This is a genomic window from Nocardia amamiensis NBRC 102102, from assembly GCF_001612745.1.
Taxonomy (GTDB): domain Bacteria; phylum Actinomycetota; class Actinomycetes; order Mycobacteriales; family Mycobacteriaceae; genus Nocardia; species Nocardia amamiensis.
The window spans coordinates 1-25,357 of record NZ_BDBA01000193.1 but is presented as its reverse complement, the minus strand read 5'-3'; the positions used below and the strand labels follow the sequence as shown (position 1 = coordinate 25,357).

At 67.2% G+C, this 25,357-nt stretch carries 26 protein-coding genes and 3 pseudogenes; 15 read left to right on the top strand and 14 right to left on the bottom strand.

Going from position 1 to position 25,357, the window contains the following annotated elements; genetic code table 11:
- On the top strand, positions 1 to 681 hold a 681-nt coding region (locus NA4_RS29685), incomplete at its 5' end, for a LysR substrate-binding domain-containing protein (RefSeq protein WP_067477439.1).
- Between the two features lie 190 nt (positions 682 to 871).
- Positions 872 to 1,963 carry a CSLREA domain-containing protein gene (locus tag NA4_RS29680; RefSeq protein WP_169811146.1) on the top strand — a complete coding sequence of 364 codons (1,092 nt, stop codon included), beginning with the start codon at positions 872 to 874 and terminating at the stop codon, positions 1,961 to 1,963.
- Here the strand turns inward: NA4_RS29680 and NA4_RS29675 are convergent.
- Entirely contained in the window at positions 1,960 to 2,619 is a 660-nt protein-coding gene (locus tag NA4_RS29675; protein WP_169811145.1) for a TetR/AcrR family transcriptional regulator, read from the bottom strand. The two genes, NA4_RS29680 and NA4_RS29675, sit on opposite strands and share 4 nt — an antisense overlap.
- Before the next feature lie 196 nt (positions 2,620 to 2,815).
- On the opposite strand from NA4_RS29675, the gene NA4_RS29670 reads away from it, so the two are divergent.
- Positions 2,816 to 3,388, top strand: coding sequence for a 3'-5' exonuclease (locus NA4_RS29670; protein ID WP_067477430.1), 573 nt, complete (start codon positions 2,816 to 2,818; stop codon positions 3,386 to 3,388).
- A 4-nt stretch (positions 3,389 to 3,392) separates the two neighbouring features.
- Here NA4_RS29670 and NA4_RS29665 read toward each other — a convergent pair whose 3' ends face one another.
- Genes NA4_RS29665 through NA4_RS29645 form a run of 5 tightly spaced genes read right to left on the bottom strand, consistent with a single transcriptional unit; the run spans position 3,393 to position 5,636 of the window.
- The gene (locus tag NA4_RS29665) at positions 3,393 to 4,007 is read right to left on the bottom strand and encodes a nucleotidyltransferase domain-containing protein (RefSeq protein ID WP_373862849.1); all 615 of its coding nucleotides are present in this window, start codon (positions 4,005 to 4,007) and stop codon (positions 3,393 to 3,395) included.
- A 1-nt stretch (position 4,008) separates the two neighbouring features.
- On the bottom strand, positions 4,009 to 4,236 hold the full coding sequence (locus tag NA4_RS29660; RefSeq protein WP_067477454.1) for a DUF397 domain-containing protein: 228 nt from the start codon (positions 4,234 to 4,236) through the stop codon (positions 4,009 to 4,011).
- Positions 4,237 to 4,291: 55 nt separating this feature from the next.
- A complete protein-coding gene (locus NA4_RS29655) occupies positions 4,292 to 4,501 on the bottom strand; it encodes a DUF397 domain-containing protein (protein WP_245671641.1) in 210 nt (69 codons plus the stop codon).
- A 15-nt stretch (positions 4,502 to 4,516) separates the two neighbouring features.
- Positions 4,517 to 4,729, bottom strand: coding sequence for a DUF397 domain-containing protein (locus tag NA4_RS39565; protein ID WP_373862848.1), 213 nt, complete (start codon positions 4,727 to 4,729; stop codon positions 4,517 to 4,519).
- The gene (locus NA4_RS29645) at positions 4,716 to 5,636 is read right to left on the bottom strand and encodes a helix-turn-helix domain-containing protein (RefSeq protein ID WP_067477424.1); all 921 of its coding nucleotides are present in this window, start codon (positions 5,634 to 5,636) and stop codon (positions 4,716 to 4,718) included. The genes NA4_RS39565 and NA4_RS29645 overlap by 14 nt, the downstream gene beginning before the upstream one ends.
- Positions 5,637 to 5,979: 343 nt before the next feature.
- On the opposite strand from NA4_RS29645, the gene NA4_RS29640 reads away from it, so the two are divergent.
- Genes NA4_RS29640 through NA4_RS29630 form a run of 4 tightly spaced genes read left to right on the top strand, consistent with a single transcriptional unit; the run spans position 5,980 to position 7,734 of the window.
- Entirely contained in the window at positions 5,980 to 6,366 is a 387-nt protein-coding gene (locus tag NA4_RS29640; RefSeq protein WP_067477421.1) for a hypothetical protein, read from the top strand.
- On the top strand, positions 6,366 to 6,710 hold the full coding sequence (locus tag NA4_RS29635; protein ID WP_067477418.1) for a hypothetical protein: 345 nt from the start codon (positions 6,366 to 6,368) through the stop codon (positions 6,708 to 6,710). Before NA4_RS29640 ends, NA4_RS29635 begins: the two co-directional genes overlap by 1 nt.
- Positions 6,707 to 7,282: a DUF4254 domain-containing protein gene (locus NA4_RS43810; protein ID WP_169811144.1), complete on the top strand. Its 576-nt coding sequence runs from the start codon at positions 6,707 to 6,709 to the stop codon at positions 7,280 to 7,282. The genes NA4_RS29635 and NA4_RS43810 overlap by 4 nt, the downstream gene beginning before the upstream one ends.
- Positions 7,279 to 7,734: a hypothetical protein gene (locus NA4_RS29630; RefSeq protein WP_067477415.1), complete on the top strand. Its 456-nt coding sequence runs from the start codon at positions 7,279 to 7,281 to the stop codon at positions 7,732 to 7,734. Before NA4_RS43810 ends, NA4_RS29630 begins: the two co-directional genes overlap by 4 nt.
- Before the next feature lie 7 nt (positions 7,735 to 7,741).
- On the opposite strand, the gene NA4_RS29625 is transcribed toward NA4_RS29630, so the two are convergent.
- The 3 genes from NA4_RS29625 to ctaC all read right to left on the bottom strand — a co-directional run bounded on the left by NA4_RS29625 (position 7,742) and on the right by ctaC (position 10,567).
- Complete coding sequence (locus NA4_RS29625) at positions 7,742 to 8,692, bottom strand: hypothetical protein (RefSeq protein WP_157129382.1); 951 nt, start codon at positions 8,690 to 8,692, stop codon at positions 7,742 to 7,744.
- Positions 8,693 to 9,041: 349 nt separating this feature from the next.
- The gene (locus NA4_RS29620) at positions 9,042 to 9,458 is read right to left on the bottom strand and encodes a cytochrome c oxidase subunit 4 (RefSeq protein WP_067477409.1); all 417 of its coding nucleotides are present in this window, start codon (positions 9,456 to 9,458) and stop codon (positions 9,042 to 9,044) included.
- 14 nt (positions 9,459 to 9,472) lie between these two features.
- On the bottom strand, positions 9,473 to 10,567 hold the full coding sequence (gene ctaC, locus NA4_RS29615; RefSeq protein ID WP_067477448.1) for an aa3-type cytochrome oxidase subunit II: 1,095 nt from the start codon (positions 10,565 to 10,567) through the stop codon (positions 9,473 to 9,475).
- A 402-nt stretch (positions 10,568 to 10,969) separates the two neighbouring features.
- On the opposite strand from ctaC, the gene asnB reads away from it, so the two are divergent.
- Positions 10,970 to 12,913, top strand: a complete 1,944-nt coding sequence (gene asnB, locus NA4_RS29610; protein ID WP_067477406.1) for an asparagine synthase (glutamine-hydrolyzing) — start codon at positions 10,970 to 10,972, stop codon at positions 12,911 to 12,913.
- A 167-nt stretch (positions 12,914 to 13,080) separates the two neighbouring features.
- Here asnB and NA4_RS29605 read toward each other — a convergent pair whose 3' ends face one another.
- Together NA4_RS29605 and NA4_RS29600 are read right to left on the bottom strand one after the other, a co-directional pair.
- The gene (locus NA4_RS29605) at positions 13,081 to 14,049 is read right to left on the bottom strand and encodes a carbohydrate kinase family protein (protein ID WP_067477445.1); all 969 of its coding nucleotides are present in this window, start codon (positions 14,047 to 14,049) and stop codon (positions 13,081 to 13,083) included.
- A 236-nt stretch (positions 14,050 to 14,285) separates the two neighbouring features.
- Positions 14,286 to 14,636 carry a HesB/IscA family protein gene (locus NA4_RS29600; RefSeq protein WP_067477403.1) on the bottom strand — a complete coding sequence of 117 codons (351 nt, stop codon included), beginning with the start codon at positions 14,634 to 14,636 and terminating at the stop codon, positions 14,286 to 14,288.
- Positions 14,637 to 14,833: 197 nt separating this feature from the next.
- Here NA4_RS29600 and NA4_RS29595 point away from each other — a divergent pair, with 197 nt between their 5' ends.
- Positions 14,834 to 15,505 (top strand): DUF3043 domain-containing protein, encoded by a 672-nt coding sequence (locus NA4_RS29595; RefSeq protein WP_067477400.1) that lies wholly within the window; start codon positions 14,834 to 14,836, stop codon positions 15,503 to 15,505.
- A gap of 476 nt (positions 15,506 to 15,981) precedes the next feature.
- On the opposite strand, the gene NA4_RS40860 is transcribed toward NA4_RS29595, so the two are convergent.
- A complete protein-coding gene (locus NA4_RS40860) occupies positions 15,982 to 16,143 on the bottom strand; it encodes a hypothetical protein (RefSeq protein WP_157129381.1) in 162 nt (53 codons plus the stop codon).
- A gap of 86 nt (positions 16,144 to 16,229) precedes the next feature.
- On the opposite strand from NA4_RS40860, the gene NA4_RS29590 reads away from it, so the two are divergent.
- From NA4_RS29590 to NA4_RS29570, 5 genes and pseudogenes are all read left to right on the top strand, one after another.
- Positions 16,230 to 17,210 carry a helix-turn-helix domain-containing protein gene (locus tag NA4_RS29590; RefSeq protein WP_067477397.1) on the top strand — a complete coding sequence of 327 codons (981 nt, stop codon included), beginning with the start codon at positions 16,230 to 16,232 and terminating at the stop codon, positions 17,208 to 17,210.
- 384 nt (positions 17,211 to 17,594) lie between these two features.
- Positions 17,595 to 17,804, top strand: coding sequence for a TOBE domain-containing protein (locus NA4_RS29585; protein ID WP_067477394.1), 210 nt, complete (start codon positions 17,595 to 17,597; stop codon positions 17,802 to 17,804).
- Between the two features lie 30 nt (positions 17,805 to 17,834).
- Complete coding sequence (gene cobU, locus NA4_RS29580) at positions 17,835 to 18,392, top strand: bifunctional adenosylcobinamide kinase/adenosylcobinamide-phosphate guanylyltransferase (protein ID WP_174553015.1); 558 nt, start codon at positions 17,835 to 17,837, stop codon at positions 18,390 to 18,392.
- 410 nt (positions 18,393 to 18,802) lie between these two features.
- Positions 18,803 to 19,858 (top strand): annotated as a pseudogene (gene cobT / locus NA4_RS29575) (nicotinate-nucleotide--dimethylbenzimidazole phosphoribosyltransferase); the annotation flags it as partial.
- Positions 19,859 to 20,468: 610 nt separating this feature from the next.
- Positions 20,469 to 21,215 (top strand): adenosylcobinamide-GDP ribazoletransferase, encoded by a 747-nt coding sequence (locus NA4_RS29570; RefSeq protein WP_067477391.1) that lies wholly within the window; start codon positions 20,469 to 20,471, stop codon positions 21,213 to 21,215.
- Here the strand turns inward: NA4_RS29570 and NA4_RS29565 are convergent.
- A complete protein-coding gene (locus NA4_RS29565; RefSeq protein WP_067477388.1) occupies positions 21,212 to 21,478 on the bottom strand; it encodes a hypothetical protein in 267 nt (88 codons plus the stop codon). The genes NA4_RS29570 and NA4_RS29565 overlap by 4 nt on opposite strands.
- Here NA4_RS29565 and NA4_RS43805 point away from each other — a divergent pair.
- Positions 21,362 to 21,622: pseudogene (locus NA4_RS43805) on the top strand (hypothetical protein); the annotation flags it as partial. The gene NA4_RS29565 and the pseudogene NA4_RS43805 sit on opposite strands and share 117 nt — an antisense overlap.
- Here the strand turns inward: NA4_RS43805 and NA4_RS29560 are convergent.
- Positions 21,514 to 25,357 (bottom strand): annotated as a pseudogene (locus tag NA4_RS29560) (cation-translocating P-type ATPase); the annotation flags it as partial. The pseudogenes NA4_RS43805 and NA4_RS29560 overlap by 109 nt on opposite strands.

Sequence of the window (25,357 nt, the reverse complement as noted above, 5' to 3'; positions counted from 1 at the left end):
CAGTGCCTGGACGCCGCCGAGCGTGCGGCCGCCGAGGTCGCCGCGGCCGTCGGGGAAGTACGCGGACGGCTCGCCGTGGGCCTGATCCCTACCGTGGCCGCGGTCGATATACCGGGCGCGCTGGGCGACTTCCGCCAGCAGTACCCGCATGTGCGCATCAGCTTGCGTGTGGGAGCAAGCGAGGACCTCACCGCGCAGGTCGAGCAGGGAGCCCTCGACGTGGCCTTCCTCGGGCTGCCGACCACAGCGCGACCCCACGGTGTCGTCGCCCACGAACTCGCCCGAGACCGACTCGTCGCCGTCGTCGCGCCGGATCATCCACTCGCCGGCCGACCAACGGTCGACCTTCGCACACTTTCTTCCGAGGTATTCGTAGACCTTCCAGCCGGGACAGCCGGACGTATGCAATCCGACCAAGCTTTCTCAGCCGCTGGTCTCGACCGTGACGTCGCCTTCGAAGTGACCACCGCGGACTACATCGCTCGACTCGTCCGGCCGGGCCTCGCCGTGGCCATGCTCCCCTCCGCCTACGCACCCCAGCTCGACGGCGTAGTCACCATCGAGGTCGCCGACGCCCCGGCCCGCGTCGAATACGTCATCTGGAGCCGCGTCGGTCGCCCGCCCGCCGCGACCGCCTTCCTCACCGCTCTCGGTGTCACGGCACACGATCGACACTCGTGAAGCCGTTCCGCCGTGTCACGGGGAACGTGGATCAACGCCGGGCCGACTGAGGCGAATCGATAACTGCCAAAAGGATTCCCGGAAACACTTCCGAGGCGCACCATTCTGCGACATAGTGGTAGACGCTTGCGTACCCCACTAATACGCGGGCGTACCTTACTCCATGTTCGTGAATTGGATCAGAGACTTCATGAGGACGAGTACATCTCCCGCGGCGGCTCGCGCCGTCGCCATCACCGCCCTGATCGTTGGATCCGCAGGCGGATTCCCCGCAGCGGCCTACGCCGACAACGCACCTGGTTCTCCAACGGTGATCACTGTCAACAGCACGGCAGACGGCGTCGCGGCCGATCCACAAAGCGGCCAATGCCGTACGGCCGCCGGCACCTGCACACTGCGCGCCGCGATTCAGACGGCCAATGCCCGGCCAGGGAGCACAGTCGTGGTGCCCGAGGGGCGCTACATCTTGACGATCCCTCCCGACCCACAGAAAGTGCAGGGCCGCAACCCAGATCCGACCACGGGAGACCTGAACCTCAGTGCGCCGACCACGTTGCGTGGCGCGGGCCGCGACCAGACAGTGCTGGATGCCAATGGGATCGACCGGGTGCTCAGTATCTCCGCGCCCGTGACATTGACCAGATTGACCGTGACCGGCGGAGTCACCGCCCAACACGAGATTCCGTACTACGACACCGGCGGCGGCGGAATTTCCAATTCCTCGAACCTCGTACTCGATGATGTCGTGGTCCGGGGCAACAGCGCCGGGTACGGCGGCGGGATCTTCAACGTGCCCGGGTCGGACCTGCAGACGAGAAATACGACCATCACCGGCAACACATCCGGCGAGGCGGGCGGCGTGCGATGCGATAACACCTGCACCTTCACCGACTCGACGATCTCCGACAACCGCGTGGTCAATCCCGGAGTGTGGTACCGCCCAGGCGGATTCGCCGGACGCGGCGGCGGCGTGGACGTCCGGGGCCGGGGCGTGGTGACCTTCGATCGCGCGACCATCACCGGAAACAGCGCCTCGGACGCGGGCGGCGGCATCAACGTGGCGCCCGCCTACCTCGACACCCTCCCGCGCCAGGTGACAGACGTGGTCAATGTTCCGGTGGGCACCGTGATATTGCGGAACTCCACCATCACGGGGAACACCTCCGGCATTGCTCGGGCCAACTGCGCGAAGGTGTTCGCGAGGATTGTCTCCGAAGGCGGCAACACCAGCGACGATACGTCCTGCGACCTCACCGGGCCAGGCGACAAAGTCGTGCCCTAGTCGGCGGGCGTTGCCAGCCCGAGCAGCGCGCGGTGGATGTACAGCACGGTGCCCTCGAGCTCGAGCAAGTCACCTCCGGCGCGCAGGGTTCGGCGGACGGCCTCGTTGGTCGCATCGGTCACCGCCAGATACGCGTCATCCGGCACCGATGGATCGACGGGGCCTGCCGCTTCACGCCATTTCCGAATGAATCCGGCAAACCAGCGTTGGCACTGGCCGAACGACTCGATCGCACGCGCCCCGGCCACAGCAGTCTCCAGATAGAACGAGCGGGCGAACGACGGTTCGTCACGCAACAGGGTGAGATACTCGCGAATGCCGCGCCGCAGAGCATCGAGCGGCTCCACCGGTTCGGCGAACACCTGCCTCATCACACGCTCGAGATGCTCGATCATCAGATCCCGACCCGCATCGGCCGCAGCGAGGAAGCACGCTTCCTTATCCGCGAAGTGCTGGTAGAACGTCCGACGCGAAACCTTCGCCGCCGCAGCGATATCCGCGATCGTCACAGCGAGGTAGCCGCGATCCGCGACGACAACCGTCACCCCGTACAACAGCCGCTGCCGCTGCGACCCGGTCACCAGATCACGAGCAAGGCCATGCGGCCCGTGCGGCAACTCCGTCAGAGTCGGCTCCAGCAACTTCTTCCGTTCCACCTGCACCTTGATATCAGGCGTGTCTCACCCCGCGCCGCACGGGACTCCGCCAGTTCCATCGACGGTGGATGACCACCATCCCGTTCCGGCGAGATCTGCTCGGCGATACACGACTGGGCCGCCGAACACGCCCATCTGTTCACTTGACGCAGAAACCGCCTCGAGTGCCCGATGCTTCACTCCATACGCTCGGCACATGAACGGCAATTCCGGGCTACTGAATGTGATTGATGTCGAGGCGACGTGCTGGGAGAGCATGGTGCCCGCAGGCGCGGTCAGCGAGATCATCGAAATCGGCTTGACCGTTATCGATCTCGATGCACGCGCTCGGATTGCCAAGCATCGCATCCTGGTTCGGCCGACCCGCTCCACGGTCAGCGAGTTCTGCACCGAACTCACCGGACTCACCCAGGCCGAAGTCGACACCGGTATGGTGTTCGCCGACGCGTGCCGCCTCCTCGCGAGCGAGCACCAGGCCGGAGTTCGGCCGTGGGCCAGCTGGGGCGACTACGACCGTAAACAGTTCGAACGGCAGTGCGCTGCCCTCGATGTCGAATATCCCTTCGGACAGCGCCATACGAATGCGAAGCAGGTGTTTTCCGAGGCGTACGGACTGAGCCGCCGCCAGGGCATGGCGAGCGCACTCCGCATTGCCGGGCTGCCCTTGGAGGGCCGTCACCATCGTGGCGAGGACGACGCCTGGAATATCGCTGGTCTCGTCTTGGACATCATCGGACGAAACGGCTGGCGAACCACCTCGGACAGCTGATGCGTCAAGCACTCGAGGTTTCCTCGAGCCACGGGTGGCCGGGGTGAACGCGAGACAGCCAATCGGATAGCCGGGATCTCTGCGATCGGTCCATCGCGGGTAGCACACGCCGGAAGTCGGCTTCGTCCTTGTCGCGGCGTGCTTTTGCCTTGAACAGGAGCGCGACCTCCGGAGTTATGTAGGGAATGCCGTCGCTGGTGTGGAGAATCAGTTCGTCGTACGGCAGGGTGATCGACGGGTCGCGGCGGCACACCCATCGATCGCCGACATGCGGTTCACGGAACACGTCGAGGCGATAGCGCCCGGTCGCGGGGTCGCGTAGCCATGTCTGATGATGGTTTGCCGCCTGTGCTGGAAACGGCCAGACTCGGCCGTCGCCGACAACGTCCCACTCGAAGCCAGGGAAAGCGGCGGCAACCTCGCTGAAACTCTGTTGTGGCACGGCGATTTCGAGATCATCGTGTTGCCGGGCGCCGCCTCCGGTGAAGAGATCGAGCGCCCACCCAGCCGCTATACACCACGGGACCGTGACACTCGACATTCGTTCCGCGACCTCGGCGGGAATCCATGCCGTCCAGAGCTCTGCGGCTTCCTCAGCCGAAAGCAGACGCCCGCCCACCTCAGGCAGACCCGTCCCCAGTGGCACGCTCAACGAACGCGCCGTCGATGACGCTTGCTGTGAGGGCATTCCACTCGCTCGGGGCAAACAGCAACGCCGGGCCGGTCGGGTTCTTCGAATCCCGGACGCCGACCCGGCCGCCGTCAAGCCACGCCACTTCGACGCAGTCGGTCTGGCTGCCGCTGTAGCTGCTCTTGAACCAAACCGCTTCGGACATATCGGAACTCATGTTCGTACCCTCACCATCCAACGCAGCGAATTACGCGGTTCCACCGATGCGATCGTCAGGGCCGGTCGAACTCGCCGTCGTTCATGCCTGCGGTGAAAGCGTCCCACTCGCCTGGGGTGAACACCAGCGCCGGACCAATCAGGTTCTTGGAGTCACGGACGCCGATCTCGCCGCGTGGCAGCCACGCAACTTCTACACACTGGCCCCCTGTCTCGCTGTAGCTGCTCTTGAACCACTCGGCACTGGATAGGTCGAAGATGGTCACGCTCGAGTTCCTTTGTCAGGCGGGGCGATGGAACTCGCCAGCGACGACACCCGACGTGAAGGCATTCCACTCGCCGGGGGTGAAGACCAGGGCAGGACCGGTCAGGTTCTTCGAATCACGAACGCCGACACCACCCTCAGGCAGGAACGCTACCTCGACACAATCGCCCTGACTCCCGCTGTAGCTGCTCTTGAACCACTCGGCTTCAGATAGGTCAATGCTGGTCACGCTCATACTCCTTTATCACCCGGCGAATCAGCTCCCGGGTCTGCCTGTCGTCCAGCGATGTGCTCCGAATGTCCGAAGCAAGATCACTATATAGCCGTACCTCATCCGGCTTCTCCAGGTATACCGACTGGGTCGGCCCTCCCTCCATGTAGACAATCGGCGGTTCAACAGGATCGCCTTTTGCGTTCGTGTCGAACTCCAAAAGAGTGAACGAACCGTGCGGCATACCCCAGACCAGCCCCGCGCCGTAGGGAACTATCCGCAACACAACGTTGGGCAACTTGGAGATCTCGGCCAGGTGCCGAAGCTGAGCCACCATGACCTTTCGGCTACCGACCACGCGGTACAGCGCCGACTCATGAAGTAGCACTACCAGCACGACCGGGTTCACTTTGCGGGTGACGATGGCTTGCCGCTTGAGCCGGAGCTCGACACGCCGGTCGATGTCGTCGCGGTCATTGAATCCGGGGTATGCGCCAATGACGGCGCGGGCATAGTCAGCGGTTTGCAACAGTCCAGGGACGTGTTCGTGGTACGTGACCAGCTGTCGTGCAGCAGCTTCCAGTCCGAGGTACATGTTGAACGCGGTGGAGTACAGACCTCCGTAGGCGTGATACCAACTCTGCGTCTTGGCAAGAGCCGCCAGGTCAATCGCTCGCTGGATGTCTTCCGAGCTGACGCCGAAGAGCTCGCATAGAGCGCGAACGTCTTGCTTACGGACCTTCTGAGTTTGGCCGGTTTCAATGCGTTGCAGAGCGGGTGGCGATAGGTCGACCAGCTTCGCCGCAGCGGCGAGCGTGAACCCGCTCGCATCCCGAGACTCACGCAGAAAGCGACCGAGTTGGCGCCTCGGCAGCGTCGAGCTCGGTCCGGCGTCGGTGGTGTCGTCGTCAATGCCGCTGGTCATGGCCTCCCCTTCACCGCGAAATCGGATCAGATCACACACGAAATTGGATCAGTTCTATCGCACTGTCGGATACCTACGTGCGGATTCGGATGAATTACTACCGGACATCCGATTTCCCTGAATCCGATTGGTCACTGGTGGTGTGCTTGGTCATGACGTTCGAGCGACAACGCAAGTTCGGAGCCCGCAGAAGACGCCGAACTAGCCGGAGCGACAACAACTTCAGCTATGGCCCTCGTTCTTTGTCTGCCGCCCCACGAACCAGGTCAGCAGGCTTAGCACGTTGAGTGCCGTTGCCCGGACGATCAACGAACCAACCCATCGATCCAGTTCAGAGGGAACCATGACCTACACCAACATCATCGAACCACCACCCACCGACATCATTGCGCCGCCAACGGCTGCGCGGCCCAAGGCCATAGGGTTCGTGCGCGGTGACGTGTCCGGACTGCACGCCCCGCGTCACGCCGACGAGGTGCAGCGGCATGCCCGTACGCTGGGCTACCAGTACGTGTACACGGTCCGGCCGCCCGCCGACGAGCACGATCCGATCCGGTATACGCTCGGCATGGCCGCCGGTCTCGGCGCCGAAACAATCGTTGTGTTCGATCTGGAACACGTGAACAACCAGCCCGCGTTGATCTGCGACGAAGGCTATGACCTGGAAACTGTTTCCCCGCAAGGTACTTGGGCGCGGTCGGCTTCCGGTATCGGGATCGGGGCAGCCTGATGAGCGAAATCACTCTCGTCACCCCGCCGAGCGTCTGCGGCCTCGCCGAGATCGAGTTGGCGCACCGGCAAATGCAGCGGCATCGCGCTTGCCGGATTGATCGCTGTGCATGGAAGTGGGTCGCGTACTGCACTCTCGTCCACTACGGGCGCGTCAAGCCGCCGGAATTGAGCCCACGGGAACGGGCATACCTGCGCGGGATCGCCTTTCCCGCCGTCGACCATGACCACGGACCACGTCCGGACGGCATGCCGAAAGCCCAGACATTTCAACAGGTTCTCGACGGGCTCAGCGCCCTGGCACAGGACATGCGCCGCCCATCCGGCGGAGGGAGCGAGCGGTGAAGGAGACCAGACCACTCCTGCCTTCGAAAGGCTTTGTGCTCGAAGCGTGCACCGGCAATATTCGGCACCCTCACCCGGTCCTCGAGACGGCGTATGAACTTGCCTCGCTCCACGAAGCACGCTTGGACACCCCGTATCCGGCACGGCAGGAAATCGACCTCCATCGCGCGAGGCTGAGTCGATACATAGACCGCTGGGTCGCGTCCGCGCTGCCGCAGGCATCGGGCGCGGCATACATGCACACCGAGACGGTGGGCGCGGTGGTCGACCGCCTCGCGCGGTACTCGGTGCTTGCCCCACACCGCGCTGAACCACGGCCCACAGCAGCCGCAAATCCACTACGTATGGCAGCAACTCGCCGAACTCTCACTCGGATACGGCGATCTGTCCTTCGAACTGACTGCGGGAACCCGTCGTCTTCCGAATCTGGTTGTACCGCAAATCGGATAGCCGAGCATGACGTCCTGCGAGCGGTCGCTACCTCGGCGATCGGTACCGGGCGAGATCCGCCCCGAATGCAGCTCGTGATGGGAACCCGCCCTCACACGTCAGCCCTAGGATATGCCCGGTGAAGTTGCGGAACCGCCCGGTCTTGGTCGCCCTTATATACATTCTGAGCTCGATCTTCATCGGACCGGCCATCTACCTGACTGGTTACTTCCTCGTCCAGAACAGTGATCACTGCGGGGGGAGTAACCGCGTCGTTGTTCCCGACCACCCCATCAGCGGCATCGCCGAATTGCCGCGGCCCGCCGAGAAGACCGAACGCCGCATGTTCACTGCCTCAGCCTATCGTTTCGAAACAGCAGCGCGCGGAACGGACATTATTGCTGCCCAGGCCTTTTCGATCGGCAGTGCCGGGATCATGCTGGCGATCGGAATCTTCCTATGGGTCCGCCTGTGGTGCGATCGCAGGCGGATCGGCCATATTCGACTGATCCTGGCCGGCGCCGGGATTCTTGTCATGATATTCGGGTACGGGCTCACCATGGCAGCTGGTTTCAGCAACACTTCCTGCACGTAGCGACCGGTCAGTCACCTGCGGTGGACCCGTTCAGTGCACGAAGGTCGGCCGACAGCGCGGCTTGCAGGCGTTCAGCCTCCGAGCGCACAAAGGGACTTGGACGGCGAAGATATTCCAAGTCCTGACTCGTCCGTTCGATTGCGGCTGCTCGTTCGGCGGCGCTGCCCTCCGCCGCGATCGTCTGATTGTCGAGAACCCGCCAATTTACCCCGGACTGGTCCAGCGCCTGTCGCAATTCTTCACCGGGTGGCCGGTGCAGCCCAATGAAATCGATGTCTGCGGTTGTGACATCGAACATCTGGGCTTCGATGAAATGATTGGCGCGAAAATCCGCTCCGAGATAGTCGCGGTCGATCGGAGGGATATCGTGCACTCCGACGCCATAGGAATACTCCGACGGGCTGTCCAGCGGGGAGGGTATCGACCGCTCCATCTCCACCAGCGAGTCACCGAACGTGATGGTCGTTCGTGACCGCACTTCTGGCTTCAGGAAGATCTGATTGTCACCGTAGTCGAGCTCGGACAGTGCATCGATGGTGCCAACTTGTGATGGGCGCACACCGTCCACGGCAATGTATCCGTAGACGGGTGGGTTCTCGTGGACGTGTGGGCCGAACCACTCGGCTTCGGCCTGGGCGCGATGGCCGACCGGGTTGCGTGATCCCCTGATTCGCCCCTCCTCGAGGATGGCCATAAGACTGTCGTCGCGGACACGGATAGCGATCGGCTTCCCGTCGAGCGCGGCCTTCAGTTCTCGCCGCATCTGCTCACGCACCTCAGCGCTGTCTCGGCCCAGCGCAGCCGCTGTTTCGTCGATTCTCCTGTCGATCAAAGCGTATTGCTCGAGCCGGGTCAGCCACCTCTTTGCTATGAAGTCATTCAATTCCTCGTCGGTCGGTCCATTCTCACCGAATCGTTGCCTCAGTTCGGCTTCGAAATCCTCTCTGGCTCGGGTCAACGTCGCTCGGTCCGGCGGTGGAGGGCACAGATTCTGCCCGGGACCGGCATCGCTACCTGCCGAGGACCATTCGCGTCGGATCGCGAGCCTGCCATCCACGTCGCCGTGCGAATGGGCGTCGGCAACCTCCCGGACCAAGTCGGCTGCGCCGGGGCTGATGGTGTCCGCGAGGTCCTCGGCTCCCCTACTGGTCAGCCGTTTCAGATCATTGAGGACCTGGACGAGGGCCGCCCTGATCATGCCGTTGCTCAATCGGCCCTCACCACTGTGATCGGCGCAAACCCGCGCACCGCACACACGAAACGGCCCCACCAGGACTTCTGGTGGGGCCGTTTCAGTAGTTCACGGATCAGTGCTTCTCCGGCCCGAGGTAGTACTCGAACACCAGCCCAGCGGCGGCGGCCAGGACGCAGACCACGCCGATGCCGATCAGCCAGAACTGGAAGAACGCCAGGCCGATGGCGGTCACCGAACCGGCGGCGGCCAGGGTGATGGGCCAGAAACTGCCGGGCGAGAAGAAGCCGAGGTCGCCGGCGCCGTCCACGATCTCGGCGTCCTCGTAGTCCTCCGGGCGCAGGTCGAGGCGGCGTGCGACGAAGCGGAAGTAGGTGCCGATGATCAGCGAGAGGCCCGCGGTCAGCACCGTGGCCGTGGTGCCCGCCCACTCGACGCCGGTGCGCGACTGGGCGGTGAAGAAGCCGTAGACCACCGCCACGATGATGAAGAACACCGTGAGCAGTTCGAAAATCCGCGCTTCGATCTTCATGTCAGATCAATTCCTCACTTGCTCTCGGCCGGGGCCGCGCTCTTGACGTCACGCTTGGTGTTGAACGGCTCAGTGGAGGTGGCGACGGGGGACTCACCGATGGACTCGAGCGCCTCGGCATTGGTCTTGCCCGCCTGGCGCGCGTCCAGGTACTTGGTGAACTTCTCCGGCGACACGGCACGGACCTCGAAGTTCATCATCGAGTGGAAGGTGCCGCACATCTCGGCGCAGCGGCCGACGAACGCGCCTTCCTTCTCGATCTTGGTGATCTGGAAGACGTTGTCGGAGTTGTTCTCCTTCGGGTTCGGCATCACGTCGCGCTTGAACAGGAACTCCGGCACCCAGAAGGCGTGGATCACGTCCGCGGCGGCGATCTGGAACTCGATGACCTTGCCGGTGGGCAGCACCAGGACCGGGATCTCGCTGCTGGAGCCGATCGTCTCGACCTTGTCGTAGTGCAGGTAGGACAGGATGTCGTTCTCCGGCTTGCCGTGCACCGGGCCCGGCGCCGGGTGACCGTTCCTGGTCCGCTCCTCGTACGCCTCGAGCTGTTCCTGGTTCAGCGCCTCGCGCGTGGTGTCGATGCCGTCGTACTTGTAGCCGTCCTTGAAGTCGACGTTGCGGTAGCCGAACTTCCAGTTCCATTGGAATGCGGTCACGTCGACGGTGACGTCGGGGTTGCTCACCTTCTCGTGCACGTAGTTCTGCACGACCACGGTGAAGTAGAACAGCACGGCGATGATGACGAACGGGATCGCCGTGTAGGTGAGCTCCAGCGGCACGTTGTAGCCGGTCTGGCGCGGGAACTCCGGCGAGTCCGCCTTCTTGCGGTGGAAGGCGACGGTCCAGAAGGTCAGGCCCCAGACCAGCACGCCCATCGCCAGCGCGGCGATGACCGACCAGGTCCACAGTTCCCGCATCCGGGTGGCCTGCGGCGTGACACCCGAGGGCCAGCCGAACCGCAGCCAAACATTGTCGATCGAGCAGCCCGAGACGAGCAGCGCGGTGATCCCCAAGGACACCGCCAGCCCGGCCCGCCGAAGGATGCGGCTTGGGGGATGGTCGGCCGGCGGAGCCGGCGGGGCGGGTGAATACCGCCGACCCTTCACGGGTCGTGCCCCGATCTCTTCGCTCGCCTTGTGCGCCACGCTCACGCCTTCCTGGTCGCCACACATTCCGACAGTGCATCGCCGGGGCTGCGATGGGCCCCGACGATACGTCCTAAGCTCGTTTCAGGACACCCTCCGGGCCTGCGCGTTCACACGCGGGTCGCCTGAGAGAGACCTGAGTACTACGCAGCGTAGACCAAACGGACGCCCCGTTTGTCGTCGGGTCGGCTTCGACACCTCACCGAGGCCGGCTGGATCACCGTCACCAGCGCTTCCGGCCGGGACCTGGTGCGCACGACGCGCGGATGCGGTGTGTGCGGCATACTCGGGCAGTAGATTTCACCCCCGCGCTCCGTCCGGTGCGCGCGTATCCCGACTGCGAGAAACGAGGTTGCCGACGCCGTGTGTGGACTGCTCGGATTCCTGGCATCTGACGAGGCAGCACCTGGCACGGTGGAGCAGGTCTACGAAGCCTTGCACTGCGTGCGCCACCGCGGCCCGGACGAGCGCGGCACCTGGCACGACGAGCGCCTGATCTTCGGCTTCAACCGCCTGTCGATCATCGATATCGAGCACTCCCACCAGCCGCTGCGCTGGGGCCCGCCCGAGCAGCCGGAGCGCTACGCGCTCACCTTCAACGGCGAGATCTACAACTACCTGGAGCTGCGCGCGGAGATCGCCGAGGCGCACGCCGCCGAGTTCCCGGACGGCAAGATCTTCCAGACCGAGGGCGACAGCGAGGCGATCGTCGCGGCCTTCCACTACTGGGGACCGGAGGCGGTGCGGCGGCTGCGCGGCATGTTCGCCTTCGCGATCTGGGATACCGAGACCAAGGAGCTGTTCCTCGCCCGCGACCCGTTCGGCATCAAGCCGCTGTTCCTGGCCACCGGGCCGGGCGGAACGGCGTTCGGCAGCGAGAAGAAGAGCCTGCTGGAACTGCTGCCCGCGCTGGAGCTGAGCGACGCGCTGGACCCGCGGGCGCTGGAGCACTACACGGTGCTGCAATACGTGCCGGAGCCGGAGACGCTGCACAAGGACGTGCGCAGGCTCGAATCGGGCAGCTACGCCACCGTTCGGCCGGGTGCCGCGCCGGCGATCACCCGGTACTTCACGCCGAAGTTCCCGGTGCGTCCGTTCGCCCCCGGCTCCGCGGACGCGCGCTACCGGGAGATCGCCGAGGCGCTCGAGGACTCCGTCGCCAAGCACATGCGCGCCGATGTGACCGTCGGCTCGTTCCTGTCCGGCGGCATCGACTCCACGGCGGTCGCCGCGCTGGCCATGCGACACAACCCGAAGCTGATCACCTTCACCACCGGGTTCGAACGCGAGGGCTACTCCGAGGTCGACGTGGCCGCCGAGAGCGCCGAGGCGATCGGCGCGCGGCACGTCGTCAAGGTGGTCTCCCCCGCCGAGTTCGCCCAGGCGATTCCCGAGATCGTCTGGTATCTGGACGACCCGGTCGCCGACCCGGCGCTGGTCCCGCTGTACTTCGTCGCCAAGGAGGCCCGCAAGCACGTCAAGGTGGTGCTCTCCGGTGAGGGCGCCGACGAGCTGTTCGGTGGCTACACGATCTACCGGGAACCCTTGTCGCTGAAGCCTTTCGAGAAACTGCCCCGCGGGCTGCGCAAGCTGGCGGGCAAGCTTTCGGACCGGATCCCGGAAGGCACCAGGGGCAAGAGCCTGCTGCACCGTGGCTCGCTCACCTTGGAGGAGCGCTACTACGGCAACGCCCGCAGCTTCAACGACGCCCAGCTGCGCGCCGTGCTGCGCGAGTTCCGGCCCGAATGGACCCACCAGGACGTCACCGCGCCGCTGTACGCCCAGTCGCACGGCTGGGACCCGGTCGCGCGCATGCAGCACCTGGACCTGTTCACCTGGCTGCGCGGCGACATCCTGGTCAAGGCGGACAAGATGACCATGGCCAACTCGCTGGAGCTGCGCGTTCCGTTCCTGGACGCCGAGGTGCTGAAGGTGGCCGAGGGGCTGCCGTTCGACCAGAAGATCACCAAGGAGACCACCAAGTACGCGCTGCGGCAGGCGCTGGAGGGCATCGTCCCGCCGCACGTGCTGCACCGCGCCAAGCTGGGCTTCCCGGTTCCGCTGCGGCACTGGTTGCGCGGCACGGAACTCTACGACTGGGCGCAGCAGCAGATCGCCGAGTCGCAGACCGACCATCTGCTGAACAAGCCCGCGATCAGCGAGATGCTGGTCGCCCACCGGGCCGGTAACGCCGATCACAGCCGCAGGCTGTGGACGCTGCTGGTGTTCATGGTGTGGCACGGCATCTTCGTCGAAGAACGAATCAAGCCGGAGATCCAGGAGCCGGTGTACCCGGTCTCGATGTAAGTAGGCGACCGCGCCGAGCCGATAACGCAACTCGAGGTCACCCAGAGGTGACTCGCCGCCGTAGTCGACGACGAGTCACCTCAGGATGGTCAGCGCAACAAGCGACGCGTAACCCCGCCTCAGCGACTGGTACGGCCTGAATAGCCGCCAGAGGCGGAACAGACCGCCTAGAGCAGGGGCTTGATCTCGGCGGCGGCCTCGGCGCCGTACGCCTTGGTGAGGCGCTCCAGCGCGTCGTCCTTGTTCAGCGCCCACTCCTGGGTGCCCATGGTCTCCAGTACCAGCACGGCGATCAGCGAGCCGAGCTGCGCGGCGCGTTCCAGGCTGAGCCCGGCGGTGTGGCCGGTGAGGAAGCCCGCGCGGAACGCGTCGCCGACGCCGGTCGGCTCGACCTTCTCGAACTCGGGCACCACGCCGACGGTCACCTCGGTGCCGTCGGCGTCGACGATCCGCACCCCGTCCGGGCCGAGCGTGGTGACGCGGATACCGACCTTCTGCGCGACCTCTTCCTCGCTCAGGCCGGTCTTCTGCAGCAGCAGCGCCCACTCGTATTTATTGGTGAAAAGGTATGCGGCGCCGTCGATCAGCTGCACGGACTGGTCGCCGTCCAGGCGGGCCAGCTGCTGGGATGGATCGGCGGCGAACGGGATGCCGAGCTCCCTGCACTCCGCGGTGTGGCGCAGCATCGCCTCGGGGTCGTTGGCGCCGACCAGGACCAGGTCGAGTTCCCGCGTCTCGGCGAGCTCGGCGATGGAGATGTCGCGGGCCTCGCTCATCGCACCCGGGTAGAACGACGCGATCTGGGCCATGTCGTCGTCGGTGGTGCACACGAAGCGGGCGGTGTGCGCGCGATCGGAGATCAGCACGGCGGAGCAGTCCACCCCACGCGATTCCAGCCACGCCCGGTACTCGGCGAAATCCGCGCCAACGGCGCCGACCAGCAGGGGCGTGCGGTTGAGCAGCCCCATGGCGTAGGCGATGTTGCCGCCGACGCCGCCGCGCCGGATCTGCAGATCGTCGACGAGGAAGCTCAGCGATACATGGTCGAGCTGATCGGCCAGTAGTACGTCGGCGAACCGTCCGGGGAAACGCATGAGGTGGTCGGTCGCAATGGACGCGGAAACGGCGATGGACACGTGGCTGAGCCCTTCAACGGTAGGCGGCAGGCGGTCAAGACCGGACTCGCGTCCTGATTCCAGTCGTGACGCGAGTCCTTTTTCACCGTAGCCGATCATCCCCGCCTCTCTGGGCACTCAGGCCATACCCGTCGAGCGGCGTGGAATTTGCGTTCAGGTCCCGCCTTCGGTGCCGCCTCGGTTTCGGGCGTTCCCGGCGAGTTTGCTCCCGGCGCGCGGCCGCGCCGGGAGTTCGGTCAGTTGAAGGAGTCGCCGCAGGCGCAGGAGCCGGTGGCGTTCGGGTTGTCGATGGTGAAGCCCTGCTTCTCGATGGTGTCGACGAAGTCGATCGCGGCGCCCTGCACGTACGGAGCGCTCATCCGGTCGACGGCCAACGTGACCCCACCGAAGTCGACGGTCAGGTCGCCGTCCAGCGAACGGTCGTCGAAGAACAGCTGGTAGCGCAGGCCGGCGCAACCACCCGGCTGCACCGCGATGCGCAGCGCCAGGTCGTCGCGACCCTCCTGGTCCAGCAGTGCCTTCGCCTTCGCCGCGGCGGCGTCGGTCAGAGTCACACCGTGGGTGGCGGTCTCGTTCTGCACAGTCATGAACTCTCCTCGAGGAACCTGTGGTCAACCCGTGAACAGCGCACGGGTCGTGTCGGTCAACACCACTCGGCTGGCTGCTATTCCCCCATCTTGCCACCACCCGGCTCGATACGGCACGCAACCTCCGTGACCCCGCACACTCCCGGCGAATCGGACCGCATTTCTCGCCGCGCAGCACATCGAATAGCCTGGTCGCTGTGAAATTGTTCCGTCGCGGCGAGTCCAGCACCACCGACGCGACCGCCGAATCGACGGTGGTCACGGACGGCGGCTCGGCCGCAGGTATTACCAGCAAGGCGCCGACTGCTACCGCAGGCAAAGGCCGTCCCACACCGAAACGCCGTGACGCGCAAGGCAAGCGCCGCGGCCCGGTAGCACCCGCTCCGCTTACCGCGAAGGAGGCCCGCGCACGGCGCAAGGCCGTGCGTGGCAGTAAGGAGGAGCGCAAGGCGGCCTCGGCCGAACGGCGCGCCGCCGCCCAGGACCGGCGCGCCCGCATGCTCGCGGGCGAGGACAAGTATCTGTTGCCGCGCGACCGCGGGCCGGTGCGGGCGTTCGTCCGCGACATCGTCGACGCCCGGCGCAACCTGGTCGGCTTGTTCATGCCGATGGCGCTGGTGCTGATCCTGTCGATGTTCGTCGCCCCCGCGCTGCAGACCGTCGTCACGCTGGCCATGCTGGTGATGATGTTGTTCATGGCCATCGAGGGCGTCCTGCTCGGCCGGGTCGTGAACAACCGGGTCAAGGAGCGGTTCCCGGACGCCACCGACACCGGCTACCGGCTGGGCTGGTACGCCTTCGTGCGCGCCTCGCAGATCCGCAAGATGCGTGCGCCGAAGCCGCGGGTCGGTCCCGGCGACAGTGTGTAGTTTCGCGGCCCCGCGTCCGCACCTTCTGCGGCGGTGACCACGACCGCGACTCGGCCCCGGCGATCTACGTTGTTTCGCGGCGCCGCGTGCGCACCGTTCTGTGGCGATGACCACGACCGCGACTCGCCCAGGCGACACTGTGTAGCTTCGCGGCGCCGCGTGCGCACCGTTCTGTGGCGGTGACGACGACCGCGACTCGGCCTCGGCGACCTGTGTAGCTTCGCGGCGCCGCGTCCGCACTTTCTGCGGCGGTGACCACGACTGCGGTTCGGACCACCGTGTAGGCCCGGTGTCAGATAGCCCAACCGGCTGGTCAGCGTCCGCCCGGCTGATCAGGGATTCGGACGCGTTCCGACGTGATCACCGCTCGGTCTCCGCAGGTCCTGGGCACGACGACCATCGCAGCGCGAAACGTTGCGTGTAGTCCGCACGCACTCACTCGATCGGACGGGTTGTGCTGTAAGCGGGCCGCGCGTTCAGCGGTGGTGGGCGGTGCGGCCGACCATCGCCGCAAGTTCGGACCGGACCCGCTCGGCGTCGCGATCGATGACATCGGAGGAGCCCGCGCGGCCCGTGCTGTGGGCGATCAGTGCGGCGACGGCCACGATGACCGCCAGGGAAACAAGGAAAGCAACCATGGCAGTAATTTTGCGGTCAGTGATTTACCGCCGAAAGTGGCCGTACAGACAATGTTCGCAAAAATACGGCCAGTAGACTGACGGGCATGCTGTCAAAGGTCGCGGTGGTGCTGTCCGAGCGGATGGCCATGTTCGAATTCGGGGTCATCTGTGAGGTTTTCGGCCTCGACCGCACCGCCGACGGACTACCCGGCTTCGATTTCCGGGTATGTGGCGCCGAGCCCGGGATCCCGCTGAGTTCCACCAGTCCGGGGATCACCGTCACGCCGGAGTACGGGCTCGCGGAGCTGGCCAAGGCCGATCTGGTCGCCATCGCGGCCGCTGCTGCCGACGGCGGATTCGATCCGCGGGTCGTCGCGGCCGTCCGTGACGCGGCGGCCGCGGGTGCGACGGTGCTCACCGTCTGCTCGGGGGCCTTCCTGGCGGGGGCGGCCGGGTTGCTCGACGGACGCAAGTGCACCACGCACTGGCGTTACGTGGACAAACTCGCCGCCGAGTACCCGGAGGCCACCGTCGACCCGGACGTGCTGTTCGTCGACGAGGGCGATCTGATCACCAGCGCGGGCACCGCTGCGGGCATCGATGCCTGCCTGCACTTGGTGCGGCGCGAGCTCGGCAGCGGCGTCGCCAACGCGATCGCGCGGCGCATGGTGGTGCCGCCGCAGCGCGACGGCGGGCAGCGTCAGTTCATCGAACGCCCGGTCGCCGCGTGCACCTCCGACAGCCTCATCCCGATCCTGGAGTGGATGAACGAACATCTCGACCTGCCACACACCGTCGAGGAACTGGCCGCCCGCGCCACTATGTCCACCCGCACCTTCGCCCGCCGCTTCGCCGCCGAGACCGGAACCACCCCGGTGAAATGGCTCACCAACCAGCGCGTCCTGCTCGCCAAACAACTGCTCGAGGAAACCAGCCTCGGCCTGGAACACATCGCCACCCGCTCCGGCTTCGGCTCCGGCGCCCTCCTGCGCCACCACTTCCAACGCTTGGTCGGCATCGCCCCCACAGAGTACCGCCGCCGCTTCGGCAGGAGCACGGATACCGCGGCCGAGCCATCAGCCTGAGCGCCCGGAGGACCGCAGGCACATTCCACAGCGGCAACCCGCTCCGGCTGACACCGGTGCAGAGGCGACCGCGACGCAGGAGGCGCTGCGCAGACATCCACAACGCAACCCGCTCCGGCCGACACCGGCGCAGAGGCGACCGCGACGCAGGAGGCGCTGCGCAGACATCCACAGCGCATCCGGCTGGCACGCTGCCGTGCCCCTCTCGCTTCTGCTGCGACGCCAACCGCACAGTGGAGCCGTCGACCAGGATCTCCGCGACATCGCATCGCCCACCACGGCAACCCCATCTGACGAAGCAGGACTACGGCAGGATGTCGCCCGCCGACACCGGTGGCCCGAACCTCCGATGAATCAGCACCCCCGCTACGTAGGATCGCGGGCATGCGACTATCCACACGTAACCAACTGAATGGAACAGTCGTCTCGGTCACCCGCGGCGAGGCGATGGCGGTCGTCCGCGTCCGCCTGAACGGCGGTGATGAGATCACCTCCTCGATCACCCGCGACGCCGCCGACGACCTCCAACTCGCCGACGGTTCCCCGGTCACGGTCCTGATCAAATCCACGGAAGTCACCCTTGGGGTCGACTGACCTTGCTATTCGATTGATACGGTGCCAGGCGTGTCGCATGGTTTCCCGGCCGCCGAGCCGCGCCGCATCCTCGTCCTCGGTGGTGCGCGGTCCGGGAAATCGGCATTCGCCGAGAAACTCGCGGGCGAGGGCGGCCAGACCGTGCGCTATCTCGCCACCGCGGTGCCCGACCCGGACGACCACGATTTCGCCGACCGAATCGCCCAGCACCGCGGCCAACGGCCCGCGAGCTGGTCGACTGTCGAAAGTGCTGATCCGGCAACGGTTCTCGCCGAATCCACAAGCCCATCGTCGGTCACGCTCATCGACGACATCGGAACCTGGCTGACCGCACGCATCGATGCGCGCGACGCGTGGGAGGCGCCGCGCGGCACCATCTCCCCCGACACCGACGCCGTCGTCGCGGCGGTCGCCGCCTACCAGGGCACCCTCGTGATCGTGACGCCGGAGGTCGGCATGGGCGTCATTCCCGCGACTCGCTCCGGCCGCCTGTTCCGCGACGAGATAGGCCTCCTCAATCAACGCCTTGCCCAGGTGTGCGACGAAGCCTACTTCGTTGTCGCTGGTCTTCCCCTCCGCCTGAAATAGCCCGATTCGGCGTAGGCACGCCCTTCACCGCCGACCACCTGCCTTGCGGCGAGTACCTGGCACAGTTGGGCGGGGAGCTCAGCACGCCGTCGTTCGTACTATCAGCCCGCCCCGCGCGCCGAAGGACTGCTCATTCTTCGACGTGCCCGCCAGCTGTACCGATCGGGGGCGCTGGTGTCGACGGCCGCTCGCCCGCGCAAACCTTGCAAGCAACCCTCGGCTGCCACACCCAGGAGACAGGGCGAGTCGCTCGCCCCGCGCGAACCCTTGCAAGCAACCCTCGGCTGCCACGTCCGGGAGACAGGAGCGAGTCGGTTCGCCGTGTGCCGTCCAGCCGGAGACGGCGATGGGCAATGGCAAGATTGGGCGGCGTAGTCGGCGGGAACCGCCATGACCGGAAAGGCTCGATAGTGACGCACGGATTCGCCCCGGTAGCGCCTCCGGACGCACAGTTTCGTGCGGCCGCCGAGCAGCGGCAGGCGCAGCTGACCAAACCGGGTGGGGCGCTGGGCCGATTGGAGGAGCTCGGCAACTGGGTGGCGGCGTGCCAGGGCGTGTGTCCGCCGAAGCAGTTCGAGCGCGCCCGTGTCGTGGTGTTCGCCGGGGATCATGGCATCGCGCGGCACGGGGTGTCGGCGTATCCGAGCGAGGTCACCGCGCAGATGGTGGCCAACTTCTCGGGTGGCGGCGCCGCGGTGAACGCGCTCGCGGCGGTGGCGGGTGCGACAGTGCGGGTCGCGGACATCTCCGTCGACGCCGACACCGACCCGCAGGTGTCGAAGCACAAGGTGCGCCGCTCCAGCGGGGCGATCGATCGCGAGGACGCGCTCACCGACGAGGAAGTCCACTCGGCCATCGCCGCGGGCCGGGCCATCGCCGACGAGGAGATCGACGCGGGCGCCGACCTGCTGATCGTGGGCGACATGGGCATCGGCAACACCACCCCGGCCACCGTGCTCATCGCCACCCTCACCAATACCGAACCGGTGGCCGCGGTAGGCCGCGGCACCGGAGTCGACGACGCGGGATGGATCCGCAAGGTCGCCGCCATTCGCGACGCGATGCGCCGCGCCCGCCCGGTGGTGAAAGACCCGGTCGAACTCCTCCGCATCGCGGCGGGCGCCGACTTCGCGGCCATGGCCGCTTTCCTTGCTCAGGCAGCCACCCGGCGCACACCGGTCATTCTCGACGGCGTGGTCGTCGCGGCAGCGGCCATGGTCGCCGAAGACCTCGCCGCGGGCGCGAGCGCCTGGTGGCTGGCCGGCCACCGCTCCACCGAACCGGCGCACGCCCTCGCGTTGCGCCACCTGCGCCTTGAACCCCTGATCGATCTGGGCATGCGGCTCGGCGAAGGCTCCGGCGCCCTCACCGCCCTGCCCATCCTCCGCTCGGCCGTGGCGACCCTCGCCGACATGTCCACCTTCGCCGAAGCCGGTGTCAGCACGGCCGAGTCCGAACCGGCCGACCACGCACCCGCCGACCCCGAAACGGCCGGCGCCGAACCGGCCGGCACCGAACCCGCTGGCCTCGAGCCCGCAGTCCCCGAACCGGCCGACTCCGAACCCGCCGAGCCCAAAACGGCCGGCCCCGCGCCGGACCTGCGCAAGTGAGGTCTCCGGGGCCCAGCCAAGCTGCCGACTTCCGCTCGTCGAAGCCGGGCGCGGCCCCCACTCGACGACAGTCGGCGTGGCATCCTCATCCGACTACCTCGCTCGCAATCCGGAGGCCCAGCCAAGCTGCCGACTTCCGCTCGTCGAAGCCGGGCGCGGGCCCCACTCGGCGACAGTCGGCGTGGCCTTCTCATCCGACTACCGCGCTCGCAATCCGGCGCGGCCGGTTGGAAAAAACCGAGCGGCACCGGAGGTTCGATCCAGGCCGGTCGTCCGCTCCCCCACAATCCCGGCTCGCCGTTCCCCCGGCGACACCACATGACGAGGCGTACCGGCGCTCGGACCTGGACCGCCAGCCTGCGACAGCGCACCGAATCGCTGACGCAGCGATTTCCGCGGCGAAGCCAGTATGTGGACGGGGTTTCGGCGACCTGAGCCACGCCTGCACTCCCGCACGAGGTTCGGCATGAACGGAACTCGGTTGGCGATCTCGTGGCTCACGGTGCTGCCGGTGCGGGGGCCGAACGAGGTCGACCGGGCGCTCGCGCGGCAGGCGATTCTGCTGGCGCCGGTGGTGGGTGCGCTGATCGGGAGTTGGGCAGCGGGACTGCTCTGGCTGTTCACCTGGGCCGGTGCGAGTGCCGCGCTGGCCGGGTTGCTGGTGGTCGGTGCGCTGGCGCTGATCACAAGGGGCATGCATCTCGACGGGCTCGCCGACACCATGGACGGGCTCGGCAGCTACGGGCCGCCGGAGCGAGCCAGGCAGATCATGAAGAGCGGCGGGGCCGGACCGTTCGGTGTCGCCGGAATCGTGTTCACCATTGGGGTGCAAGCGTTTTCGTTCGCGGCATTGGCTGATGCGGGCCGCTGGTTCGCGGTGGCCATCGCGGTGGCGACCGGCCGCGTCGCCGTCGTACTCGCCTGCCGGGGTATCGCCGCCGCCCCTGGCACGGGGTTCGGCGTTCTGGTCGCGAATACCCAATCGGCGCTCGCCCCGGCACTCTGGTTCGCGGCCGCCAGCGGCCTCGCGGTTCTCGCCGTCCCCGACCGCCTGTGGCTCGGTCCGCTCGCTGTCGTCATCGGCGTCGGGGCCTCGACCATCCTCGTCCGGCACTGTGCCCGGCGCTTCGGCGGACTCTCCGGTGACGTCCTCGGCGCCGTCATCGAAACCACGGTGGCGATCACCGCGGCAGTGCTGTCCCTTGCCGTCTAAGCGTCTTCGAAGGCCTCGCCGATTTCCTGGGCGACGCGATTGTGCTCGTTCTCCACCAGCCAATGACCGGCCGCGAGGACCACCGCGACTGGCCATTCGATGATCTCCGCCGCGGCCAGCGCACCGAGCGCACCGTAATACGCCAAGTGCTCGGGCCGAGGAATGCGCACCCGCCCGACCACCGGCAGGTCCACCGCGAAACCATGCGCAGCCACCACCCGATCGACGGCCTCTCGATGGCTGGTCTGCAATTTTTCGGCCATTTGTTGCCTCCCGGTCATGATGTATTCGAGACTTCGACTCCTGACGTCCGCACGGTGTCTGTTGTGATGACAACTGGTGCAGGGGTCGACTCGGATCCGTTGACGGGCGCGCTGACGCAGGTACTGACCGTGCCGTTGCGCGAGGTGTACGCGGTGCTGTGGCGCCTCGGGGTCATCGAGATCGTCGACTGATCATCCTGTTGCCGACCGCCCGCGGTGAACAGCCGCGGAGCGACGGCGGCGACGGCGGTCGCCACGGCGGCCGTCGACAATGCTTGGCACCAGCCGACCGGACCCAGCGGGGTGCTGCCGAGCAGTTGGCTCAGCCCCGGCGTGCTGATCAGCGCACCGAGTACCACCAGTGAGCCGACCGCGGTGCCCACCACGAGCGGGCTGTGCGAATCGATGAGCGTCTGCCCCAACTGCGTCGCGACCAACGCCACCAGCGCCACCGTCGACGCGCGCCGCCGCCGGCCGGTCAGCCTCCCCAACACCCACGCGACCATCGCGGCCGAGGCGGTCGTCGTACCGCGCACCGCCACCGTCCGCCACAACGCGGCTCGGTCGGGCCCCCGGCCGGTATAACGCAGCCGGGCACTAGGCGGGCTGACCGCGAGGGCCGCGGCAGGCAGCGCATCGGTCAGAACGTTGACCAGCAGCAATTGGCGGGTGTTCAACGGCGCCCGGCCGGTGAGCACCGTACCGGCGATCGCGAAAGCCACCTCACCCGCGTTGCCGCCGAGCAGCACGGCCACGGCCGCCTGCACCCGCCGCCACAGTTGCCTGCCTTCGTCGAGGGCGTCCAGCAGCGAACGGATCCGCCCGTCGAGCAGCATGACGTCCGCCGCGACGCGCGCCGGGTCGCTGCCGCGCGCGGCCACGCCGATGCCGACCGTCGCGGTGCGGATGGCCGCCGCGTCGTTGGAGCCGTCGCCGACCATCGCGCACACATGACCGAGCCGCTGGATCGTCTCGACGACCTGCACCTTGTGCTCCGGTGACATCCGGGCGAACACCCACCGGCGCTGCACCGCCTGCTCCTGTTCGTGCCGGGACAGCGCCTCCCATTCAGGCCCGCTGATCACCTCATCGTCGTCGATGGGCATGCCCACCGCCGCGGCGATCGCGGTGGCGGTCACGGGATGGTCGCCGGTGATCAGCCGCACCCCGATGCCACGGTCGGCCAGCTCGGCCAGCACCTCGGCCGCGGCCGCGCGCGGGGTGTCCGACAGGCCGAGCAATCCGGCGAAATGCAGTCCGTCCCCGCATGATTCGGCGAAGACGTCCGCGTCGTCACGTACCGATCGGGCCTGCGACGGCGAAAGCCGCCGTGTGGCAACGGCGATCACCCGCAGCCCCTCGGCCGCCATCTTGCGCACCTGCCGCTGCACCGCCTCGTCGGCGTCCGCGCACGCGGCGAGCACCACCTCCGGCGCACCCTTGATGGACAAGTGTTCGCCGCACACGGACGCCGAGAACGGGCGACCGGACCGGAACGGCAAATGCGCCGCCGACTCGCCGCGGTCCAGGTGTCGCCCGGCCTCCGCGACCGCGCGATCGGTTGCGTGTTCGTGCGACTCCCCGTTGGCGAGCGGTGTGGCCCGCACGGCGTGGATGAGCACATCGTCGTCGGACAACCCGGTCGCGGCATGCACCCTGGTCACCCGTAGCCGGTTCTCGCTGAGCGTCCCGGTCTTGTCGAAGCACACCACGTCGACACGGCCGAGCGCCTCGACTGATCGCGGAGTACGCACCAGCGCGCCCGCGCGGGTCAGTCGCCGCGCCGAGGCCTGCTGAGCCAGCGTCGCGACCAACGGCAGCCCTTCCGGAACGGCGGCCACGCTGACGGCCACACCACTGCTGACGGCCTGCCGCAGACCGGTGCGCCGCAGCAGCCCGAGCGCGGTAACCAGTCCCCCGCCGACCAGGCTGAACGGCCACGACTTGTTCGTCAGATCTTTCAGCTGGGTCTGCAAGCCGGCGGCCGAGCCGTCTGGATGCGTGGCGGCGGTGGCACGGTGCGCCTGCGTCTGCTCACCGACGCCGGTGACGATCGCGACCGCGGTGCCCGCGACCACCGTGGTGGTGGCGAAAAGCAGGCAAGCCCGCTCGGCGACGGGCGCGGCCGGCGTGGCGCCGACCTGCTTGGACACCGGCAGCGACTCACCCGTCAACGACGACTCGTCGATTTCCACGTCCAGCACGCGGATGAGTCGCGCGTCGGCGGGCACTACTTCACCCGGCCGCACCTCGATGACGTCACCGGGGCGCAAGTCGGCGGCATGGACCGTCGCGTAGCGATCGGCGCCGACCAGTTTGCGAGCCGGTGGGTCCTGCGCGGCGAGCAGTCGCCGCAGCAGCCGTTCGGACCGGATCCGCTGGGTCGCCGCCAGGGCCGCGTTCCCGGCGAGCACCGACCCGACCAGGATCGCGTCGACGGGCGAGCCAAGAACCGCGCTGGCCGCTGATCCCACCGCCAGCACCGGGATCAGCGGGTCGGACAGTTCGTCGCGCATCGCGCCGGCGAAATCCCACACCGCCTGCCGCACCGGATCGATGACCGAGTGCACCGGGCGGGCGGCCGCTACCAGCCGCGAGCGCTTGCGGGCTCGGGCGGGTTGCGGCGGCGGCAGCACGCGACCCACCTGTTCGACGGACATGGCGTGCCACTCGTGCGCACTCGCGGCAGGCGGCGGTGCCGCCCCGAGTGCTCCACGCGCGAGCCGATATCCCGTCCATGCGCCCGCGGCGGCCCCTGCGGTGACCGGAGCCAAGCCGCGGTCGCGCACTCCGGGAATCATCAGCAGCGCGCCCAAAAGGGAAGCACCGGTGGCGATTTCGACACCGCGTTCACTGGCTCGCCGAGCTGCGGGCAGCGCGTGCACGATCCGCCACACGCTGTCCAGGTCGTCGACGAGCAGGTCGGCGTGCCACGGTGGCGGCCCGCCCGCGGCGATACCGATCGCGACGTCGGCGTCGGCCAGCGCCTGTGGCGCGGAACTGGACACCACCGCGACCGTACGGCCATCCCGCTGCAACCGGTGCACCGTGCGGGCGAGCGCTTCGTCGAGGGACCCGTGCACCGGATCGATGTCGTCGAAGGACGAGCGCAGGTCGTCGAGGGAATCGACGTCGACCGACACCACCTGGGCACCGCTGCGGCGCACTTCGCCGAGCACTGCCGACGCCAGTGGATGATGCGCGTACCGCACCAGCACCGCGCTGCCGCTGCCATTGCCGGACACCAGCCGTGGCACCGGCTGCCACCCGGATCGCAATACGCCGCAGTCCACTTGGTCCTGTGCCCACTCCCATACCGCCGCCCGCTCGCGCTCGGGCACGTCGCGGATGCGCGCGACTCGCAGGTCGTCGCAGCACAATGCCCGAGGGTCGAATACCACGGCGTCGACCCGGTCGAGACGCCGGAACACCCGGGGCCGCACGGGCAGCACGCCGTGCCCGTCGGCCAGGCCACGCGAGAGTGTCGCGGCGAACGACTCCCGGCTGGTGCGTGCCGCTTTGGGCGCGGCGACCGTGACGGCGGTAGCGGCCGCGTCGAGGTCGGCGGTGAGAATGCCGATCGCCGGTGCGGCAGCCGCCTGCGCCAGTCCACTGCGGTCTCCCTGGCGCTCAACCGGTCCCGGCGGCAGCGGCCTCGGCCGGTGCGCGGGCCGGACACGGTCGACACACCTCGCGTGCGCCGCAAGCCCGGGCTCGCGGCGTTCCCAGTTGGTGGCCGAGGCGCGGGTCTCGGCGGCCTTCGCGAGGTGGATGAACAAGTCGACGCCCAGTGCGGCCGGTAATTGGGTGACGGTGTACGCGGCGGCCGTGGCCAGCCCGATCGTGGTATCAGCGGCGCCTGCGCCGAGGCGCTGTTCG

Coding starts and splice junctions, on each gene's coding strand:
- NA4_RS29565 (WP_067477388.1), bottom strand. CDS start 21,478: ATGGCCGAAAAATTGCAGACCAGCCATCGAGAGGCCGTCGATCGGGTG.
- NA4_RS29585 (WP_067477394.1), top strand. CDS start 17,595: ATGCGACTATCCACACGTAACCAACTGAATGGAACAGTCGTCTCGGTC.
- NA4_RS29645 (WP_067477424.1), bottom strand. CDS start 5,636: ATGACCAGCGGCATTGACGACGACACCACCGACGCCGGACCGAGCTCG.
- NA4_RS29660 (WP_067477454.1), bottom strand. CDS start 4,236: ATGAGTTCCGATATGTCCGAAGCGGTTTGGTTCAAGAGCAGCTACAGC.
- NA4_RS29590 (WP_067477397.1), top strand. CDS start 16,230: ATGCTGTCAAAGGTCGCGGTGGTGCTGTCCGAGCGGATGGCCATGTTC.
- NA4_RS29570 (WP_067477391.1), top strand. CDS start 20,469: ATGAACGGAACTCGGTTGGCGATCTCGTGGCTCACGGTGCTGCCGGTG.
- NA4_RS29670 (WP_067477430.1), top strand. CDS start 2,816: ATGAACGGCAATTCCGGGCTACTGAATGTGATTGATGTCGAGGCGACG.
- NA4_RS40860 (WP_157129381.1), bottom strand. CDS start 16,143: ATGGTTGCTTTCCTTGTTTCCCTGGCGGTCATCGTGGCCGTCGCCGCA.
- NA4_RS29620 (WP_067477409.1), bottom strand. CDS start 9,458: ATGAAGATCGAAGCGCGGATTTTCGAACTGCTCACGGTGTTCTTCATC.
- NA4_RS29600 (WP_067477403.1), bottom strand. CDS start 14,636: ATGACTGTGCAGAACGAGACCGCCACCCACGGTGTGACTCTGACCGAC.
- NA4_RS29635 (WP_067477418.1), top strand. CDS start 6,366: ATGAGCGAAATCACTCTCGTCACCCCGCCGAGCGTCTGCGGCCTCGCC.
- NA4_RS29640 (WP_067477421.1), top strand. CDS start 5,980: ATGACCTACACCAACATCATCGAACCACCACCCACCGACATCATTGCG.
- NA4_RS29680 (WP_169811146.1), top strand. CDS start 872: ATGAGGACGAGTACATCTCCCGCGGCGGCTCGCGCCGTCGCCATCACC.